Below are 19,677 nucleotides of genomic sequence, written 5' to 3' on the forward strand. Positions count from 1 at the left end.
TCCAGATACTCCCGGACATAGGCTGTGATCTCAGCGATCGTGTAACCAGCACTAATACTCATGTTGTGAACCTCCTCCTCGGAAGTGACTCACACCCAGATTGGCATACAACGGACAGCGCTCGCCCCACCACTGACAGCGCTCACTCAAGCGCTATCAACGTTGATGAGAGCGCTGTCAACACTGTCGAAAGCGCTGTCAACGTCGCGGGTTCACGAGAGCGCTGTCAACGTGCCGGGGTAACCAACGGCTGACCGACCGCTATTCGACGAGCGCGGTCGCCACCGCGGCGATCCCTTCGCCGCGTCCGGTCATCCCCAGGCCGTCGGTGGTGGTCGCCGACACCGAGACGGGCGCACCGAGCGCTTCGGAGAGCACCCGCTGCGCTTCCTCGCGACGCGGACCGATCTTGGGGCGGTTGCCGATCACCTGGACGGCCCCGTTGACGACGGTCAGCCCGGCGTCGGCCACCAGCGAGGCCACGTGTTCGAGCATCCGGGCACCGGAGACGCCGTCCCATTCGGGGCGTCCGGTGCCGAACACCGAGCCGACGTCGCCGAGTCCGGCCGCCGACAGCACGGCGTCGCACAGCGCATGGGCGCCGACGTCGCCGTCGGAATGCCCCTCGCAGCCGGCGTCGTCGGGAAAGTGCAGTCCGACCATCCAGCAGGGAACGCCGTCAACGACGCGATGCGCATCCGAGCCGATACCGACTCTCATGCCTCTTCTCCTCCGGGTACGGCCGCCGAGTCACGTTCGGCGACGAGGTCTCGGGCGATTCGCAGGTCCCACGGGGTGGTGATTTTGAAGGCGAGGTGATCGCCGGAGACGACGTGCACCGGGATGCCGATGCGCTCGGCGAGGCCGGCGTCGTCGGTGGCCAGTCCGGAATCGTCGGCATGGGCGGCGGCGAGGGCCTCACGGGTGAAACCCTGGGGCGTCTGCACAGCACGCAGCGGCTCGCGATCCACGGTGCCCAAGACACGCTCGGCGTCGCCACCCGGTTCGACCTCTTTGAGGGTGTCGACGACGGGCAGGCCCGGCACGACGGCCCGATGGCCGCCGACCACCGCGGCGATGACGCGCCGGAAGACCGACGCCGGTGTCAACGCGCGGGCGGCATCGTGAACGAGCACGATGTCGGCGTCGTCGAGTGCGGCGAGCCCGGCACGCACCGAGTCGGAGCGATGGGCACCGCCGGCGACCACGACGACCGATGCCGGTACCAGCGCACGCGCACGGTCGATGAGTTCCACCGGAACCACCACGACGACCGACGCCGAAAGCCCGGCCAGTCCGTCGACGCAGTGCTCCAGGATGGTCCGGCCACCGAGGTCCACGAAGGCCTTGGGAATCGGTTCACCCAGTCGGGTGCCCGATCCTGCTGCGGGGACGATGATGCCAACCCGCACATCCGGGTCGGTCACCGTAGACCCGCTCTGATCACCACGACTGCTGCTCGCACAGCGAAATCACTGGTCAAAGAAAAATCCTGATCACAAGCGAAGTGCGATCAGGATGCGGCGGCGAGAACCTCGTCGAGAATGCTGGTGGCCTTCTCGTCGTCGGTGTTCTGCGCCAGCGAGAGCTCGTCGACGAGCACGCGACGCGCGCGAGTCAGCATGCGCTTCTCACCCGCGGACAGGCCCCGGTCCTGCTCACGACGCCACAGGTCACGAACGATCTCGGCGACCTTGATGATGTCGCCGGAGATGAGCTTCTCCTGATTGGCCTTGAATCGGCGCGCCCAGTTGGTGGGCTCTTCGGTGTGTGGAGCGCGGAGAACCTGGAAAACCTGGTCGAGTCCCTCTTCACCGACGACGTCACGGACGCCGACGTACTCGAGCTTCGATGAGGGAATCTGGACGGTCATGTCACCGTCGGCAACCTTGAGAACCAGATATTCGATCTGTTCACCCTTGATGGTCCGAATCACGATGTCTTCGACCCGAGCAGCACCGTGATGGGGATAGACAACGGTGTCGCCAACTTTGAAATTCAATGTTCCGTGCCCCTTTCGAGTATGGCCAGTCTAACACGGGCGCCCCAGACGGCCCAGACAACGGTGCAGGTCACGGCCCTGCACGCGGCTGACCGGGGATGTTTCGGCAGGTGGAGCGATGTGCCATAACAAGGGAAGTTCACAAGCGCAAGAGTCGGATTCAGGGCGGCTCCGGACGCCGATTCGCGCCCCGGTTCCCCTTCCTCTCGATGACCCGAACCGGGCCCCGCGACAGTCGGATCCGACCAATCTGGCACCCCGCCGGGATTTTGTGACCCGGGCCCACTACGCTGCGTAGTGCAGGGTGTCCCTCACTGCGTTTTTTCGCGTTCGATTACCTGGGAGGAACGGGTGTCTGTGCCAACTCGATTTGGGCGGCGGCCTTCGGTCACACGACGGTTGGCAACGGCCACCGCGATGGCAGCGATCGGTGTCGCGGTCGCGCTCGGCACCACCGGCTGCGGTGCCGGTCAGATCTCGCAGACCGCCAATCAGCTCCCGGCCGTCAACGGCGGCAACGCGGCAGCGACGTGGGGCGAGGTCGAGGTCCGCAACGTGCAGATCATCTACCCCGCCGACAAGGCCGGCGACGTCTTCGACAACGGCGGTCCCTTCGAGGTGTCCTTCGCCGTCATCAACAGCGGACAGACCAAGATCTACCGCCTGACCAAGGTCGAGGTGACCCAGCAGGGCGCACCGTCGTCGGCGAAGGTCACGCTGAGCGCGCAACCCACCATCGATCCGGGCATGCTGGTGCGTGCCGGCAATCCGGCGAACTCGAACCCGGCCGGCATCACGACCTCGGAATCCAGTGCCGCCGCATCGGCATCGGAGACGACGTCGGCATCGGAATCGGCCTCGGAATCCGCGACCACCTCCGCGTCGGCCAGCCCGAGCGTCGGCGAGGTCGAGGCCCCGCAACTGGGTGAGGCCGCGATCGAGGCAACCCTCAACGGCACCGGCGAGTCGGTGGCCGCGGGCCTGACCACCGAGCTGACCTTCTACTTCGAGGTTCAGGACGCCAATGGCAACTGGACCGACGCGGGCACCGTCCCCGTCGACGCCGCCGTTGATTCGACGATCCTGCAGACCCGCGTCGACACTCCGCGCGGCGGCGAGGCCGAGGGCGAAGGCGAGGGCGGGCACTGAGCTCGTAATTCCCCAGCGCCCGTAGTTCTCCACTGCCACAGACAAATCCGTGGGGCCGCATCCGAAAAGGATGCGGCCCCACGGTTGTTCGTGCGGCCGCACGTCACACCGACGTCGACGCACCCGATCCGACGGCGACAGGAACCGTCGTCGTCCCGCCGTGACCGTCGGACACCGCGACGACGAACGAATCGGCGTCGACGGTGCCCGGGACCGTGGACGTGTAGGTCCATGTCCCGGTGGTCTGGTCGAGGACGACCGAGCCCTTCGTCGGAGCGGTCGCGAGTGAGTACGTCACGGTATCTCCGTCGGCGTCGGCTCCGGTGACCGCGCCGTGCACCACTCCGGTCGGGATGGCAACCGCCGCACTGGTCGAGCCCCAGGACGACGACACGAGGAGAGTCGTACCATCGGGGCTGACGGCCATCGACCTCGGGGCGGTCACGGCGACCGTCCCCAGCACCTTGTTTGTGCCGGTGTCGATCACCGCGATCCGATTGGCACCATTCACCGCAACATACGCCCGGCTTCCGTCGGGGCTGACCGCCACACCGGTCGGGGAGGAGCCCAGCGCGATCGTGGCGATCACCGTGTTGTAGTGGACGCTCACCGGATCGGTATCAATCACCGACACCGTGCCGGACGTTTCGTTGACAACGTAGGCTCGGGTACCGTCCGGGCCGATGGCCACCTCACTCGGGCTCGCGCCGACCGGGATCGTGGCAACCACCGTGTTGTACGTCGCGTGGGTTGGATCGGCATCGATCACCGAGACAGTACCCACACTCGACATATTCGTGACATAGACGCGATCACCTGACGGTGTGATCGCCAAGCCATACACCGCCGACACCGGAATCGACTGCACCACTTTCGCGGTCGAGGTGTTGATCACCGACACGGACCCTGTGCTCCTGCTGGCGACGTAGACATACTTGCCGTCGGGTGTGACCTGAACGCCATAGGTATCCGACCCCACCGGAATCTCCGGACCGATCGTGCGTCCGGTCAAGGTGTTGATCACCGAAACCGTGGAGTAATTGGTGACGTAGGCCCGCGTACCGTCTGGGGACAGAGCGATGTAAGCCGGTTCGCTGCCCACTGTGGAGGTCTGCTTCAGCCCGGTGGCGATGTTGACGATGGTCACCGTCGAGTTCCCTATATTGGCGACGTAGTACGTCTTTCCATCCGGGCTGATCGCCGCGACTCCGCGGGGTGTGTACCACACCGAATACGACGTTGCCGCCGTCACCGGCGAACCCTGCACCGTCGAGGTGGCGGTCGGACCGACATTCGCCGGTGTGATAGCGGGCGTGAGTGTCGTCGACGTCAGGCCCCCGTGACCATCGTCGATGTCCACAGTGAAAGCGTCGGTCATGGACAGCGTCGATCCCTGCTCGGCCAGCGCGTGCGCATACGTCGGATCGGGAACGTAGATGATCATCGGCCCGCCGGCCGCATCGGTGATGACAGTCAGGGAACCATGCTGTGGCTCAGGCGAAATGGTAATAGTGGTCACGTCACCGTCGGCGTCGACCGGGGTCAGGACGTACGTCGTCGTTCCATCCGAGTTGGCGGTCGATGTCGCATGTACCGTCGGATCGGCATTCGCCGGTGCGATCACCGGGGTCACCGTCACCTCATCGCCACCTCCATGACCGTCAGCGGCACTGAACACGATCACATCACTACCCGCAACCGTCGACCCGCCCGCCGAAAGACCATGCGCATAATCAAGATTCGGGGTGTACGTCCACGTCCCATCCCCATTGTCGACGATGCTCCCATGCGCCGGTGTCGACGCCGACACCGTCACCGCATCATCATCGGCGTCGGTCCTGGACACCGTGTACACGGTCGAGGCACCCGACGGCGATGAACTCACCGACAGCACCGGATCGGCATTCGCCGGTGCGATCACCGGGGTCACCGTCACCTCATCGCCACCTCCATGACCGTCAGCGGCACTGAACACGATCACATCACTACCCGCAACCGTCGACCCGCCCGCCGAAAGACCATGCGCATAATCAAGATTCGGGGTGTACGTCCACGTCCCATCCCCATTGTCGACGATGCTCCCATGCGCCGGTGTCGACGCCGACACCGTCACCGCATCATCATCGGCGTCGGTCCTGGACACCGTGTACACGGTCGAGGCACCCGACGGCGACGAACTCACCGACAGCACCGGATCGGTGTTCGTCGGCGTGATCGTCACCGCAACCGTCGACGTGCCCGAGGATTCCGCTGTAGCCGAAAGCCAGTGCAGGTGTGAACCATTCACCGCGGTGTCGTCGCTGACGGAGACGGTGAAGGAATCCGACCCGGCGCCACCACCGCTGGCCGACAGCTCACGTGCGTAGTCCGCGTCCGGGGTGTAGACATACGTCCCGTCGGGATTGATCACGACGGTTCCGTGCTCAGGTGCGGTAACCAGGGTGTAGGTCAACACATCCTGGTCTGGATCGCTCGCACCCAATGAACCGCTGACCGTCCCATCGGAATTGGTGGTCGGCTCGGACGGCGACAGCACCGGATGGGAGTTGAACACGCGGCGGTTGATCTGCTGCCACAGACCCCAGGCGAACACCAACGCCGGTGATGGGGTCGGGGTTCCGCCGGCGTTGTCGGCAAAGGGATTGAAGCCCAAGAACCCCAGTACGGTGGCGACGAACTTCGTCGGCGCATTCACCACCGGCACACCGTCGACGATCGTGAGAGGAGCGGGCGTCGAACCCACCACTGTCACCGGCAGGGCAGCAACAGCAGGCGTCGCCTCGACATCCAGCAGGGCCGTCACGCGGGACAGCGCCGCAGGCGACGCGGCCTGCTCCGACTCATCGGACTGAGCGCCACTGGTCGACGGCGCCGATTCGTCAGCCGCTGCCGCCGAAGATCCACCCGGCGAGGCGGGATGTTCGCCAGACGGAACCGGTTGCACATCAGCCGATTCCGACGATTCGGACGGTTGCACATCAGATGGTTCGGGCTGCGCGACGGGATTCTGCGACTCGTCGAGATCCGCGGCGGGCGATGTCACCGCCTCCTCCTCGGAAGTCGTCGGCGCGGCCGGTTCCGTCACCACCGGCCCGGTGTCGCCCGATTCTGCCGGTGGCGGTGCCGGCTCGAGGGCCGCGGGTCCGGAATCCACGGCCTGACCGGCATTGTCGGCCGGCACATCCGCCGCGCCCGCCTCATCGCCGGAACCCGGCACCGACTCCTGCGTCGACACGGCCGACGAGTCGACGGGCTCGGCATACGCCCAGCCCGCCGTCATCGTGGCCTGCCCACCCCACCACAACACCGCCCCGATTCCCACCCCGGCCGCGGCCACCCTGGCGCGCCGCACACCACCCATAGCCCGAGTACTGGACATCGCCGATCTCCGTCCGTCGCGAGTGTCTGCGCCGGCGAGGAGTCCAGCGCACCAACATCTCTGACGCTACGAAGTCGCGGCAATCGCCGACAGCCCCTCTTTGGGGGGCATCCGGTCAAGCGACGCGCAGCACGATCAGTCCACCCCACGATGCGGCATCGGCAGCCACCCGTCCTCGACGGCCCGCTTGTAGAGGTCGGTCTTGGTCGGCGCATCCCGATGTGCCTCACGGTATTTCGTCCGGATGCGGTCGATGTACTCACTGACCGTGTCCGCGGACAACCCGGTCACCCGGGCGACGTGTCCGGCCGAGCCGCCGGATGCGTAGAGTTCCAACACCTCTCGCAGACGCGGTGAGAGGTTGACGAAGCCGGGATCGGAGTCGAGGGCGGCCGCCCATTCCATCGAGGGCACCGTCGACCCCGACGCGGCCGCGCGGATGGCCGCGCAGACCTCGGCCTTGGCGGCGCTCTTGCGCACCACACCGAGGGTGCCGGCACCGGCGGCCTCACGAACGAGGTACGGCTCGTCACCGGAGGTGTAGATCAGGGTCGCCATCCCGGCGTCGGCCAACGCGGCGATGTTGTCGGCGGGTGTGGTGCCGTCATTGAGTCGCAGATCCAGCACGACGAGGTCGAGCGGGTCGTCGCCGAGCGCCGCCAGCAGCCCGGCGACCGTCGGAGCGCCCCGCACGAACTCGACGTCGGATGAGTCGCCCAGAAACGCCCGCACGCCCTCGATCACCGATTCGTGGTCGTCGACCACTCCGATGCGCCACGTCATCGTCCACCTCCACATGTCTCGTGTCCTCTATCGAAACCAATTGTCACGTCATTCGCTCAGACTCCGAACGGATTCATGCCGACATCGGGATAATTCGCACGGTGAGCTCACCCAGGTCCCTCACCCGGCTCGTGGCGCCGATGACCGGACCTGTCGACGCCAACTCGGCCCTCGCCCGCACCCTGCGCCACTACGGCATCTTCGCGGGCGCGGCCTATCTCGTCTTCCTCCCGTTCCTGCTGCCCGCGATGGCGCAGGCCCGGGCCGTCTCGGCGTCGTGGTGGACGCCGACCGCCATCACCATCGTCGTCGTCCCCGGCCTGATCGTCGGGTTGTATGGCGCCTTGTCCTGGGATCCCACCTGGCTGCGGCGCTGGGCGCGGGTCGGCACCCTCGGCATCCTGGTGGCCGTGGCACTGTGGTGGGTGGCCTGGAACGGGACCCACCTCGACGACGCCACGGTGTTCTGGTTGGGACCGTTCGTCGTACTGGGCAGCATCTGCGCGATGATCGCCTGGCCGCCGACGGTCGCAGCCGTCTACCTGCTCGCCATCGCCGTCGCGATCCGATTGACCGGCAATGTGGCACAAAGCTTTTCGGGGACGGCGACGATGCTCACCGACGCTGCGTGCAGCGCGGCATTCGCCGTGGTCCCGCTGGCCCTGGGCATCTCCGGTCTGCGCACGGCCGCCGAACTCGATCGGACCGAGGCCACCGCGATCGCGCTCGCCGAGGACACCGCCGCCACCACCGCCCGTTCCGCGGAACGCACCGTCGCCCGGGCGCTGACCCATGACGAGATCATGGCGAGCCTGCTCGAGGCCGATCGGAACCCCGATTCGGCGCATCTGCCGCGGCGCGCCGCGAGTGCCCTCGAGGCGCTCGATTCCACCGTGCGCGCCACCAACGCCGGACTCGATCCGGATGCCGCTCGCGTCGCAACCACGATCGCCGACGCCGCGCGGCACAACGATCCCGGGATCGACGTGACCACCGCCGTGCGTGCGCACGATTCGTCGACGTATCCGGTGAACGCGGTCGCCGCACTGGTCGGCGCCACCGCCGAGGCCACGCGCAACTGCTATCGGCATGTCCCCGCCGACCGACCGCGGCGCTGCCATATCAGCGTCACCGATCATCGGGTCACCATCACCGTCAGCGACGAGGGCGGGGGCTTCGATCCCGCCGCCACGCCGCGGGAACGACTCGGGATCGCGGTCTCCATCCGCGAACGCATGCGCCGGGTGAGCGGTGGCGATGCGGTGATCACCTCGAGGCCCGGGGCCGGCACCACCGTCACGGTGTCGTGGCGTGCGACCGACATTCCCGCCGCCGTCAACACCACCGATCTGCTCGGCATCCGGTCGACGCCCAGCCGGCGCCTGGGCGCGCTGGTAGTCGCCGTGATGGCGGCCTCGGCGGTGGCCACCCCGGGAGCGGTGGCGTGGTGGGTTCCGGTCGTCGTCATCGCCGCCCTTGCCGCGTCGACCGCCTTGCTGGTCACCGGCGATTCCGATCGGCCACCGACCCTGCCGACGCTGATCGTCGCGGCGACACCGGCATTCATGTGCGGGGTGTACCTGTTCTCGCTCGATGACGGCACGCAGACGATTCCGCTGTGGGTGACCGGACCGCCGGCGCTGGTGGTGTCGATCTTGGGGATGCGCCGCCGCCCGTATGCCGCGGTCATCGGGTTTCTGGCGGCACTGGTGGTGGTCGGTGCCTGGTCATTCGTCCGTGAGGGCTCTGCGCTGCCGGGGATTCTGCTGATCGGCCCGTCGGGGGGCTTCGTCGCCATCTCGATCGTCTTCGCGCGGGTCAACCGGACGTTGGCACGCAACCTGATCGACGCGCGGAGCCGGGCGACCCACGCCGCCGCCGACGCAGCCGCCGCCCAGGCCGCCGCACATGAGCGGGAGTTGCAGCTGACCCCGGTCACCGCGCTGGCGCGTCCCCTCCTGCTACGGCTCGCCGACGGCGATCGAGTAGACCACGCCACCCGTACCCAATGCCGACTGACCGAGGCGCGACTCCGAGACCTCCTGCGCGCCAGGGGTTTGTGTACCCCCGACGTCGACGAGGCCGTCGTCGACGCACGCCGGCGCGGGGTGGCGGTCACCCTGCTCGACGACCGTGGTCTCGACGGCAACGACACCGATCGACCACCTCCACTCGACGACGCGACGCGCCGCGTCATCGTGGACGCTCTCGACACCGCCCGGGCCGGGACGGTACGGATTCGTACTCTGCCCCCGGCCCGATCGATGGCGGTGACCGTCGTGACCGAGGACGACGACCGCTGCGAGTGGATCGACATCGACCGAGCCGGGCACGTGCGGTCGATGGTCACCGAGATGGCCGCCCGGCACCCTCGATGACGCACCCGCGTCGGATATCGGCGCACGCGCCGCCGGACTTGCCTCACAGCGCCATGCAGAGACTGCCCAGGTTGATTCCGGTGGCGACGTCGACGGTCGCCTCCTTCGACGTATTGCCCTGTTCGAGTCTCAGGGTGTATTTCCCTGCGGTCGACGGCGTCCAGGAGAATGCGACGCCGTCATTGATGGGCAGCGCATTCGCGCCCACCTGTGTGAACGCTGCCGAGCCGGGCGCCTTCTGGAGGAAGCTCACCGGGGAGTTGCCGGTCGCGGTCCCCACGACCTGGTAGGTACAGGAACTCGCATAGGAGTCCCCGAGGGGATCGGCGATGGCGATCGAGTCGACGTCGGCGTGTGCGGGCGCGGCCATCACCGCCGCTGCGGCGACGGCGAATGCGGACGCGGAGACGAACCTGACCAATTTCATGAGGGTCTTCCTTCCGATCGAGTTCACGCTGGTCACACGGCATCTGACCGTGTCACCTCGAACGCTAGAGACTTCTCGATCCGGGCACATGCCCCATCTCTTGGGGGCATGACCGGCCATCACGGGCACGGTCGGGTCTAGACTCGCCTCGTGCCCTCCTTCAGCCCACTGGAGTGGCCGGTCTTCCGGCAATTGCGCTCCGGCGACACGTTCGGCCGTGGTCCGGCCGTGCAGTCGGCGCGTACCCGTGCGGTGGTGCCGCGGACCGCGACGGCCGACGCCGTGGTGCAGAGTGTCTGCCCGTTCTGCGCCGTCGGTTGCGGACAGAAGGTGTACGTCAAGGACGGGCGCGTCACCCAGATCGAGGGTGATCCGGACTCCCCCATCTCGCGCGGCCGACTGTGTCCCAAGGGTGCGTCCAGCGAGCAACTCGTCAACAACCCGTTGCGGCAGAAGAAGATCCGTTACCGCGCGCCGTATGCCACCGAATGGACCGACCTCGATCTGGACACCGCGATCGACATGATCGCCGACCGGTTCGTCGAATCACGACGCCGCACCTGGCAGGACGTCGACGATCAGGGCCGAATCCTGCGACGCACCATGGGAATTGCCTCCCTGGGTGGCGCAACCCTCGACAATGAAGAGAACTACCTGATCAAGAAGCTCTTCACCGCGGCCGGCGCCATCCAGATCGAGAATCAGGCGCGCATATGACACTCCGCCACCGTTCCCAGTTTGGGAGCCTCATTTGGACGCGGCGGCGCCACGCAATCACTGCAGGACATGGCCAATGCCGATTGCATCGTGCTCATCGGCGGCAACATGGCCGAGGCACATCCGGTCGGATTCCAGTGGGTGGTGGAGGCACGCTCGCGGGGAGCGCGTGTCATTCACGTCGACCCGCGGTTCACCCGGACCTCGGCCAACGCCGACAAGCACATCTCGATCCGCGTCGGCTCTGATGTGGTGCTGCTCGGCGGACTGATCAACTACATGATCACCCACGAGCGATACTTCCGGGATTACGTTGTCGCGTATACGAATGCGGCGACGCTGGTCTCACCGGAGTTCCGCGACACCGAGGATCTCGACGGCCTGTTCTCCGGGTTCGATCCCGAGTCCGGCAGCTATGACCAATCGACATGGGCCTATGACCGTGCCGAGAGCGGTGACGACACCGCCGATTCCGGGTCCGACGGTTCCGCACCCACCGAAGGTGAACGCGGCGTGCGTGAGTCGCATGGTTCGGGTGGTCCCGCCCTCGATCCGTCGGGCATCTATCGGGACGAGACGCTCACCCATCCGCGGTCGGTGTTCCAGATCCTCAAGCGCCATTTCGCCCGCTACACACCGGAGATGGTGCGCGACATGTGCGGCATCTCCGTCGAGGAGTTCACCTATCTCGCCGAGTCGATCGCGGACAACTCGGGCCGTGAACGCACCACCTGTTTCGGGTATGCGACCGGCTGGACGCAGCACACGCTGGGCGCCCAATTCATCCGCACCGCAGCGGTTCTGCAGTTGCTGATGGGCAACGTCGGGCGGCCGGGCAGCGGCATCATGGCGTTGCGCGGGCATGCCAGCATCCAGGGTTCCACCGACATCCCGACATTGTTCAATCTGCTGCCGGGATATCTGCCGATGCCGTCGGTCGGCAAGCACGACACCTTCGGCGACTACCTCGACGCCGTCGGATCGCCGCATCAGAAGGGGTATTGGGCCTACGCCGACACGTATATGGTGAGCCTGCTCAAGGCGTGGTTCGGAGATGCCGCGACCGCCGAGAACGATTGGGCCTTCGACTATCTGCCGCGGCTGAACGGGCCGGCCGGGACGTATCAGACGACGGTCGCCATGCTCGACGGCACGGTCGAGGGGTACTTCGTACTGGGCCAGAATCCGGCGGTCGGGTCGGCCAACGGACGCCAGCAACGCCTCGCCATGTCCAAACTGAAGTGGCTGGTGGTCCGCGACCTCAACATGATCGAGTCGGCCACCTGGTGGAAGGAGGGCCCCGAGATCGACTCGGGTGAACTGCGTTCCACCGACATCGGCACCGAGGTCTTCTTCATGCCGGCCGCCACGCACGTCGAGAAGGCCGGATCGTTCACCCAGACCCAGCGCATGGTGCAGTGGCGCCATCAGGCGGTCACACCTCCCGGTCAGGCGCAGAGCGAACTGGACTTCTTCTACGAGCTGGGCAAGAGGATTCGGGAACGACTGGCCGACTCCACCGACGAGCGCGACCGTCCGCTGCTGGACATGACGTGGGACTATCCGCTCGACGAGCACGGCAATCCCGAACCGGAGTCGGTGCTCTCGGAGATCAACGGCTACTTCACTTCCGGGCCGGAGCAGGGAACCAATCTCACCTCGTACACGCAGATGCGTGCCGACGGGACCACGGCGGGTGGCTGCTGGATCTACACCGGCGTGTATGCGCACGCCACCAATCAGGCCGCGAGACGGGTTCCGCAGGGCGGGGATTCGGTGAGTCAGCACGAATGGGGATGGGTGTGGCCGGCAGATCGGCGCATCCTCTACAACCGGGCATCGGCCGATCCCGACGGCAAGCCGTGGAGTGAACGCAAACGCTACCTCTGGTGGGATGCGCGGACGCGCCGCTGGGTGGGCGACGACGTCCCGGACTTCCCGGTCGAAAAGGCCCCCGATGACCGTCCCGACCCGGAACTCGGTGGCGCCGAGGGACTCTCCGGTGTCGATCCGTTCATCATGCAATCCGACGGTAAGGCATGGCTGTTCGCACCGAAGGGCCTGGTCGACGGCCCGTTGCCGGCGCACTACGAGCCGCAGGAGTCACCGGTGGCCAACGCGTTGTATCCGCAGCAGCAGGCACCCGCGCGGGTGATCTTCGCGCGCACCGACAATCTGGACGCACCGAGCGCCGGTGCCCCCGGCAGCGAGGTGTATCCGTTCGTGTTCACCACCTACCGGCTCACCGAACATCACACCGCGGGCGGGATGAGCCGCTGGTCGCCGTTCCTGGCGGAGTTGCAGCCGGAGATGTTCTGCGAGGTGTCACCGGAACTCGCCGCCGAACGCGGACTGGTCAACGAGGGTTGGGCGACCATCATCTCGCCGCGGGCGGCCATCGAGGCGCGGGTCCTGGTGACCGACCGGCTCACACCGCTGCGGATCAACGGCCGCGACGTCCACCAGGTCGGCCTGCCCTATCACTGGGGCGTGGGCTCGGATGCCGTGGTCAGCGGTGACGCCGCCAACGATCTGATCGGTGTCACACTGGATCCCAACGTCCAGATCCAGGAATCCAAGGTGGGGTCCTGCGATGTGGTCGCCGGTCGGCGGCCACGCGGGCAGGCACTGCTGGATCTGGTGGCGGAGTATCAGCGTCGTTCGGGGACGACGGTCGAGACCGACAACGTCCGGCTCACCGAGCGGGAGGAGGAGTAGATGGGGCAGCTGTCCGGGCCCACCGATCCGAGTGGCGACGCGCACTGGGGCGATCGCGAACGTCCCCGCAAGGGATTCTTCACCGACACGTCGATCTGCATCGGCTGCAAGGCATGTGAGGTGGCCTGCAAGGAGTGGAACCGCAATCCCCGCGACGGCGACCTCGAGCTGACCGGCATGTCCTATGACAACACCGTTGCCCTGGGCGCGAGCACGTGGCGGCATGTCGCGTTCATCGAGCAGGATCGCGAACGCATCGAGACCGCCCGCGAATCCGGCAGGCAGCTCACCGATCTCGGGATGCCGATGCCTCCTCAGACGGCGCCGGCTCCGCCCGAGGCGCCCGCCGCCGTCACTCCCGACACCCCCGAGTTCCGGTGGCTGATGTCGTCGGATGTGTGCAAACACTGTACGCACGCAGGATGTCTGGACGTCTGCCCGACCGGGGCACTGTTCCGTACCGAGTTCGGCACGGTGGTGGTGCAGCACGACGTGTGCAACGGATGCGGCACCTGCGTGGCGGGTTGCCCGTTCGGGGTGGTGGAGCGACGCGCCGACGGCACCGCCGCCCCCACCACCCGACAGGGTGAACGCAAGGGCGAACAACCCGAGGTGCCCAGACGTGGTGTGGCACAGAAGTGCACGCTCTGCTACGACCGCCTCGTCGACGACGAGACCCCGGCCTGCGCCAAGACCTGCCCGACCACGTCGATCAAATTCGGCGATCACGACGATCTCGTCGAGAACGCCCACGAGCGCGTCGCACAGTTGCACGCCCAGGGGATGACCGAGGCACGGCTGTACGGCGCCAACGAGAACGACGGTGTCGGCGGCACCGGTTCGGTGTTCCTGCTGCTCGACGAACCCGAGGTGTACGGCCTGCCACCGGACCCCCGGGTGTGTACCGCCGATCTGCCGAGCATGTACCGCCGCGCCGGTGTCGCCGCGGCCGGAATGCTTGCGGCAGCGACCATCTCGTTCCTGACCGGTCGACGGTGACATGACCTCCGACTACGACGCCACCCGCCCGCCGGAACCGTCGCGAAAGAGGCGCCGCGGCAAACGAATCGGCGCCCTGCGCCGCCCCGGCCGTGCCGATGGCAGCGCCGAGATGTCCATGGTTCCCGACGTGGAGGTCGAGAAGCTCTCCGGCGCCGGTTATTACGGCCACCCGGTGGTCAAGCCACCACCATGGGGTGACGAAATCGCGCTCTATCTCTTCCTCGGCGGAGTCGCCGGCGGTTCCGGTGTCCTCGCCGCGGGTGCCCAGCTGACCGGACGGGACGCGTTGCGGCGCAACACACGATTGGGTGGTCTCGCGGCCGTCGGCGTGGGTGCGGTCGCCCTTGTCGCCGATCTGGGCCGCCCCGATCGCTTCTACAACATGCTGCGCACCTTCAAGGTCACCTCACCGATGAGTGTGGGGTCGTGGATTCTGTCTGCCTTCTCCGGCGCACTCGGCGTGGCCGCGGTCGCCGACATCGACCGCCTCACCGGTGAACGGCTCCCGTTGGGGCCGTTACGATCTGTGCTGCGCACTGTCGAAGCTCCAGCCGGGTTGGCCGCAGGTGGCGTCGGACCACTCCTCGCGGTGTACACGGCGGTGCTGCTCGGCGACACGGCGACGCCGACCTGGAATGCGATGCACCGCGACCTGCCATTCGTCTTCGTCAGCTCGGCGAGTCTCGCCGCGAGCGGTTTGGCGATGGTGACCACACCGGTCGGCGAGGCAGCACCCGCACGTGTCCTCGCAGCACTCGGTGCCGCCGGCGATGTGGCGGCCACCCGGATCATGGAGTCGCGGATGGATTCCGTTGCGGCCGAACCGTTGCACCACGGGACGCCGGGCACGCTGATGCGCTGGGCCGAGCGTCTCGCCGTCGTCGGTGGGATCGGCGCGATGGTGTCGGGCCGCTCACGCATCCTGTCCGCGGCGTCGGGAATGACGCTTTTGGCGGCGTCGGCGTGTACCCGGTTCGGGGTCTTTCACGCCGGTATCGAGTCCGCCAAGGATCCCCGGTACACCATCATCCCGCAGAAGCGGCATCTCGCCGCCCGTCGTGCCGCCGGGATCGTCGACGACTCCATCACCACCGGGTACTGATTCCTGGGGCAGCACCCAGACCGGGGCGAGATCGTCGACACTGGTGGGCTGGTCCCCTTCTGCGGCAACCTGGTTGCCGCCCCGGGTCTTTGCGCGATACATGGCCCGGTCTGCCGTACTGATCAGCTCCTCCAGGTCCCAGCATTCGGTCACGGTCGTGACGCTCACGCCGATGCTGACGGTGACCGGGGGTGAGATGTGATCGGCGATCACCGCGCAGAGATCGGTTGCGACGGCGCGTGCCGAGTCGAGACCGGTGTCGATGACCATGACGAATTCCTCGCCGCCGGTGCGCGCACTGATCACGTTCAGGTTCTGCGACTTGAGTTTTGCGGCGAGATCGGCGATGCGGTTGGCGACCTGCACCAGCACCGTGTCGCCGACGGCGTGACCGTAGGTGTCGTTGATGGACTTGAAATCATCGATGTCGACGAGAACGGCGGTCATGTGGCGGCCGGGCTTGGCGGATGCTTCGGCAAATGTGGTGAGCCCCCGACGGTTGGCCAGTCGGGTGAGCGGATCATCGTGTGCCACCAGGGCATCGGAGCCGAGCAGCGAGAAGACGTAGTGACAGACCGGGAAGACCATCAGGACCAGAACCATCGGTCCGGCGCCCTTGGAGATCGCCAAGGCGGCCTGGTCTGTTCCACCGGCCGCCAGCCGCACGGTGAGAATGAGAATCACCGTCGCCGCGACCAGTGCGTGAGCGAGATGCGTGGTGGGATTGCAGTAGTAAGGTGATGAACACGCTGATCAGGAGCAGCAGGGCGGTTCCGGCCAGTCCCACCGCGGCCGACGGATGATCGAGACAGGCCGCCGAGATCCCCGCGGTGCTCACCAGTGCGGCCACCGTTGCGCCGCCACTGCCGGGCAGCGGCATGATCCACAGCCGCAGCGCGTAGAGGACGGCAGCGACCGCACTGACGACCATCGCCGTGCGCACCGGTGCGGTGAACTCGTTCGGCGGCGAGAGCGCCGCCGTCGCCGAGGTCAGCGCCAGCGTCCCGGCACCGATCGACAAGATGACACGCTGCATGGTCGACTTCCCCCGGCGGACGAAGAACGGAACCCCCCATTCCACTTCGCCCCGGCGAAAGTAGCGAATTCGGACACCGACTCGCTATGCCCTACCGCACGACGATGCCGGGGGCGCCGACGATCTCGCCGATCACCGGGTACCCCGGTACCTCCCCGACGAGGAGGAGCCCACCGGAGGTCTGGGCGTCGGCGAGAAACAGGAGATCCTGCTCGTCGATACCTGCGCCTGTTTCCAGATGGGGGCGGACCCAGTCGAGGTTGCGTCGGGTGCCGCCGGAGACGAATCCCTCATGCAGCGCGTCGAGGGCGCCGTCGACGGCCGGGACCGCCTGACGCTCGATGATCGCGCCCACACCCGACGCGCGGTCGAGCTTGTGGAGATGTCCGAGCAATCCGAAGCCGGTGACATCGGTGCCGGCTCGGATCCCGGCGGCCAGGGCGGCCTCCGACGCCGGGCCGTTGAGTGTGGTCATCACCTCGACCGCGGCATCGAAGGTCTCGCCGGTCTGCTTGTGCCGGTTGTTCAGGAGGCCGACCCCGATCGGTTTGGTGAGGGTGAGGGGCAGTCCGGCGACCGCCGCGTCGTTGCGGATCAACCGGTCCGGGTGGGCGGTCCCGGTGACGGCCATCCCGTACTTGGGTTCGGGATCGTCGATGCTGTGGCCACCGATCACCGGACAGCCCGCACGACCCGCGACGTCGAGTCCGCCGCGCAACACCTCGGTCATCAGTTCCATGGGCAGGACATCGCGGGGCCAGCCGACGAGATTGATCGCCACGACGGGCTGTCCACCCATGGCGTAGATGTCGGACAACGCATTGGCCGCCGCGATCGCACCCCAGGTATACGCATCGTCGACGACGGGCGTGAAGAAATCGGCGGTCGACAGAACCGCGAGGTCATCACGCACCCGCACGGCCGCGGCATCATCACCGTCGTCGAGTCCGACGAGGATGTTGCCGCCGCTCTGTCCGGTCAACCCCGCGACCGCCTGCTCGAGCTCCCCCGGCGGGATCTTGCAGGCGCATCCCCCACCGTGCGCAAATCCGGTCAGTCGCAAGGTCCGCGGGTCATCGATGGCACTCATGCCTCCGATGGTATGCGCCGCAAACTCTGTTGCACCGTCGATTCACGCCCACCATCCCACCGACAGCGCTCTGCACTTTGTTGACAGCGCTCTCCTCGTCATTGACAGCGCTCGCAATTCCGTTGACAGCGCTCTCAATTCCGTTGACATCGCTCATATTACGGTCGAGCCGACCTCATCCCGCCGGTCGAGCCGACCCCAAAACCGCCGGTCGAGCCGACCCGGAGCGATAGCGCAGGGTCGAGTCGAGACCACGCAACATGACGCTGGAACCGCCACCACCACAACACCTCCCGCGAAAACGACGCCCCATACCACACCCCACCGACAAGAAAACCTCGCCGACAACACGTTATCCACAGACCAAAAGTTATGCACAGCAACAGGATTGGAGAAACTCACCCTTGCGCCGACCGCGAATCCGGCGTAATGTGGTGTACATGACATCGGGGGAACTTGACACCACCATCGACTTCTTATCCGAACTCGACTACACCAACGGCAGCCTCACCCGCGACGACGCAAAGCACGCACTGCACACCATCCTGCTGATCCGCAATCTGGTCGATCACCACGCGAGTGTGCTTGTCGGACTCTGTGATCACCTCAAGGTCGCAGAGAAGGAAGGCCGCAAACTGCAGGAACTCCTGCACGAGTGGGGTGTCGCGCCGGCCTCGGCGTCCCGCATGATCCGCCTGGGCACCACACCCGACATCGAGCGCGTACACCGCCACACCTCACTGGGCACACTCTCGGCCGAACACGCCGACGCCATCGTCCGAGGATTGACGCACATCGAGAAACGATCCGGCGAGCGTGTCACCGCCGAGGAACGCGACGCGCACAGCATCGCCCTGCTCGGGCACGCCACCGCCGGGTTCACACCCGCCGAAATCCGTGACTACGCCAAGAGTCGCGGCAATCAGCAGGCCGACGACACCGACGGACTCCCCGCGGGCGAAGACCGCAGTATCAACACGCTGGACTTCCACGATTCCGTTGATGGACGCCTCACGGTCACCGCCGATCTGCATGCCGTGCTCGGGGAGAAGTTGAGGACGGCGATCGAAGTGCTGTCGGCGCCACGACCCCAACCCGACGGATCCCGCGATCCACGCTCCGCAGGTCAGATGCGTGCCGACGCCCTCGAGGTCATCCTCGACACCGCCGCCCGCGCTGCCGCAGGCGAACACAGCGACGACGGACCGCGCATGCCCACCGAACTGGTCAACCTCACCATCCCCACCGGCACACCATCATTGGCGTCGTTGCAGTTCATGGGATCGGTCACCGAAGCCACCGCCCGAAAACTCTGCTGCGACGCCACCGTCGGCGTCATGATCGTCAGCAAAGACGAAGTACCACTGTCACTCGGACGGACCATCCGACTGTTCAACCGGGCCCAACGACGAGCCCTGGCGCACCGCGACAAAGGGTGCATCAAGTGTGGAGCGCCGCCCTCACGGACCCAGGCGCACCATATCAACCACTGGATCGACGGCGGCGAAACCTGTTTGGAGAACGGCGCTTTGCTCTGCACGGCCTGTCATGACGACGTCCACCATAACGGATGGGACGTCGTCATGGGAGCCGACCACCACCCCTGGTTGATCCCACCGGAAAGTGTTGACCCACAACGACGATGGTTGCGGTCCTATCACCGCAGGACCATGACGTTGGATGGATTGCCGGGTGTGGCATGACAATTCGATCTACAGCCTTGCCTTGCGGAGTCTCCTTGCGTTGAGCTCCGTCGAAACGACACGGACTCCGTTTCGACGGAGCTCAACGCGGCGGCTAGCGCTCCTCACCGGCTAATGGGGGGAACTACTGGGTCTGGTTGACGTGAGTTGGCAGACTTGGTGGTGGTAGCTGCTACTGGGTGAGCACTCTT

The 19,677-nt window shown here is 66.5% G+C and carries 13 protein-coding genes and 1 pseudogene; 6 read left to right on the plus strand and 8 right to left on the minus strand.

The genetic code is table 11. The features are described from left to right. Nucleotides 1-261: 261 nt before the first annotated feature. The 3 genes from ispF to ABLE94_RS25535 all read right to left on the minus strand — a co-directional run bounded on the left by ispF (nucleotide 262) and on the right by ABLE94_RS25535 (nucleotide 2,002). Nucleotides 262-720 carry a 2-C-methyl-D-erythritol 2,4-cyclodiphosphate synthase gene (gene ispF / locus ABLE94_RS25525; RefSeq protein ID WP_348806643.1) on the minus strand — a complete coding sequence of 153 codons (459 nt, stop codon included), beginning with the start codon at nucleotides 718-720 and terminating at the stop codon, nucleotides 262-264. Beyond that, nucleotides 717-1,427, minus strand: a complete 711-nt coding sequence (gene ispD / locus ABLE94_RS25530) for a 2-C-methyl-D-erythritol 4-phosphate cytidylyltransferase (protein WP_348806642.1) — start codon at nucleotides 1,425-1,427, stop codon at nucleotides 717-719. The genes ispF and ispD overlap by 4 nt, the downstream gene beginning before the upstream one ends. A gap of 86 nt (nucleotides 1,428-1,513) precedes the next feature. After that, nucleotides 1,514-2,002, minus strand: a complete 489-nt coding sequence (locus tag ABLE94_RS25535; RefSeq protein ID WP_006372593.1) for a CarD family transcriptional regulator — start codon at nucleotides 2,000-2,002, stop codon at nucleotides 1,514-1,516. 417 nt (nucleotides 2,003-2,419) lie between these two features. Between ABLE94_RS25535 and ABLE94_RS25540 the strand changes: the two genes are divergently transcribed. Next, complete coding sequence (locus ABLE94_RS25540; protein WP_348806641.1) at nucleotides 2,420-3,151, plus strand: hypothetical protein; 732 nt, start codon at nucleotides 2,420-2,422, stop codon at nucleotides 3,149-3,151. A 103-nt stretch (nucleotides 3,152-3,254) separates the two neighbouring features. On the opposite strand, the gene ABLE94_RS25545 is transcribed toward ABLE94_RS25540, so the two are convergent. Together ABLE94_RS25545 and ABLE94_RS25550 are read right to left on the minus strand one after the other, a co-directional pair. Further along, nucleotides 3,255-6,530 (minus strand): cadherin-like domain-containing protein, encoded by a 3,276-nt coding sequence (locus ABLE94_RS25545; RefSeq protein ID WP_348810250.1) that lies wholly within the window; start codon nucleotides 6,528-6,530, stop codon nucleotides 3,255-3,257. A gap of 135 nt (nucleotides 6,531-6,665) precedes the next feature. Next, nucleotides 6,666-7,313 (minus strand): response regulator, encoded by a 648-nt coding sequence (locus tag ABLE94_RS25550; protein ID WP_348806639.1) that lies wholly within the window; start codon nucleotides 7,311-7,313, stop codon nucleotides 6,666-6,668. Between the two features lie 101 nt (nucleotides 7,314-7,414). Between ABLE94_RS25550 and ABLE94_RS25555 the strand changes: the two genes are divergently transcribed. After that, nucleotides 7,415-9,691: a sensor histidine kinase gene (locus tag ABLE94_RS25555; protein ID WP_348810251.1), complete on the plus strand. Its 2,277-nt coding sequence runs from the start codon at nucleotides 7,415-7,417 to the stop codon at nucleotides 9,689-9,691. Between the two features lie 43 nt (nucleotides 9,692-9,734). Here the strand turns inward: ABLE94_RS25555 and ABLE94_RS25560 are convergent, their stop codons facing one another. Beyond that, nucleotides 9,735-10,118, minus strand: a complete 384-nt coding sequence (locus ABLE94_RS25560; protein ID WP_348806637.1) for a hypothetical protein — start codon at nucleotides 10,116-10,118, stop codon at nucleotides 9,735-9,737. A 150-nt stretch (nucleotides 10,119-10,268) separates the two neighbouring features. Here ABLE94_RS25560 and fdh point away from each other — a divergent pair, with 150 nt between their 5' ends. Genes fdh through nrfD form a run of 3 tightly spaced genes read left to right on the plus strand, consistent with a single transcriptional unit; the run spans nucleotide 10,269 to nucleotide 15,657 of the window. After that, a complete protein-coding gene (fdh, locus tag ABLE94_RS25565; RefSeq protein ID WP_348810252.1) occupies nucleotides 10,269-13,553 on the plus strand; it encodes a formate dehydrogenase in 3,285 nt (1,094 codons plus the stop codon). Continuing rightward, nucleotides 13,554-14,552, plus strand: a complete 999-nt coding sequence (locus ABLE94_RS25570; protein ID WP_348806635.1) for a 4Fe-4S dicluster domain-containing protein — start codon at nucleotides 13,554-13,556, stop codon at nucleotides 14,550-14,552. A gap of 1 nt (nucleotide 14,553) precedes the next feature. Then, on the plus strand, nucleotides 14,554-15,657 hold the full coding sequence (gene nrfD / locus ABLE94_RS25575) for an NrfD/PsrC family molybdoenzyme membrane anchor subunit (protein WP_348810253.1): 1,104 nt from the start codon (nucleotides 14,554-14,556) through the stop codon (nucleotides 15,655-15,657). A gap of 75 nt (nucleotides 15,658-15,732) precedes the next feature. On the opposite strand, the pseudogene ABLE94_RS25580 reads toward nrfD, so the two are convergent. Together ABLE94_RS25580 and selD are read right to left on the minus strand one after the other, a co-directional pair. Beyond that, nucleotides 15,733-16,260 (minus strand): annotated as a pseudogene (locus tag ABLE94_RS25580) (GGDEF domain-containing protein); the annotation flags it as partial. A gap of 524 nt (nucleotides 16,261-16,784) precedes the next feature. Further along, nucleotides 16,785-17,783, minus strand: a complete 999-nt coding sequence (gene selD / locus ABLE94_RS25585; RefSeq protein ID WP_348806633.1) for a selenide, water dikinase SelD — start codon at nucleotides 17,781-17,783, stop codon at nucleotides 16,785-16,787. Between the two features lie 440 nt (nucleotides 17,784-18,223). On the opposite strand from selD, the gene ABLE94_RS25590 reads away from it, so the two are divergent. Further along, a complete protein-coding gene (locus ABLE94_RS25590) occupies nucleotides 18,224-19,486 on the plus strand; it encodes an HNH endonuclease (protein ID WP_348810254.1) in 1,263 nt (420 codons plus the stop codon). The last annotated feature ends 191 nt before the right edge of the window (nucleotides 19,487-19,677 follow it).

This window comes from Gordonia sp. VNK1, assembly GCF_040049135.1.
Taxonomy (GTDB): domain Bacteria; phylum Actinomycetota; class Actinomycetes; order Mycobacteriales; family Mycobacteriaceae; genus Gordonia; species Gordonia oleivorans.